The sequence below is a fragment of the Stenotrophomonas humi genome (assembly GCF_001431415.1).
GTDB classification, from domain to species: domain Bacteria; phylum Pseudomonadota; class Gammaproteobacteria; order Xanthomonadales; family Xanthomonadaceae; genus Stenotrophomonas; species Stenotrophomonas humi.
This window is the reverse complement of sequence record NZ_LDJI01000052.1, coordinates 1-579: the sequence shown is the minus strand read 5'-3', so window position 1 is coordinate 579 and position 579 is coordinate 1. Positions and strand designations below refer to the sequence as shown.

The 579-nt window shown below is 61.3% G+C and carries 1 rRNA gene; it reads right to left on the bottom strand.

Annotation, left to right across the window (positions count from 1 at the left end):
• Positions 1-325 precede the first annotated feature (325 nt).
• Positions 326-440: ribosomal RNA gene (gene rrf / locus ABB26_RS18120) — 5S ribosomal RNA — on the bottom strand.
• Positions 441-579: the final 139 nt, after the last annotated feature.

The window sequence follows — 579 nt, the reverse complement described above, 5'->3', positions numbered from 1 at the left end:
CCGCTGCGCCGGCGTAACGGCCGGGACGCGGGGGTTGGTGAGAGCCCCCGAAACGACGAAGTAGAAATCCCTGTCGCCCCCGTTGATCGGGCAACGCGCCGTTGCTGGCGCTGATACGGCGTGGATGACGGCGAGTATTCCTTCAAACGCCCCCCAGGTTGTATCGACTGCGGAAACCTCGAACGTCGCCCCCACCTGGCAGCGATGCGGACGGTAATTGACGCTGCGCCACGAAGGACCCCGTCGGTCGCCGCTTGCGGTTTGTTTTCGGATTGCCCAAAAACAAAACCCCCGCAGCCAAGGCAGCGGGGGTTTGGGGTTTAAAACCTGGCGATGACCTACTCTCGCATGGCTTAGGCCACACTACCATCGGCGCAGCTGCATTTCACTTCCGAGTTCGGGATGGGATCGGGTGGTTCCACAGCGCTAATTTCACCAGGAAGACGGTAGGAGCAGCGCGTTGCGCCGGCTCGAATTCGGTTCCCTGCAGGAATGCGGGACCGAGCAAACTCGGTGTCCTGCATGAAAAGTAAAACCCCGCTGCGTTGGCAGCGGGGTTTTGGGTAAAGCCCCTGACGA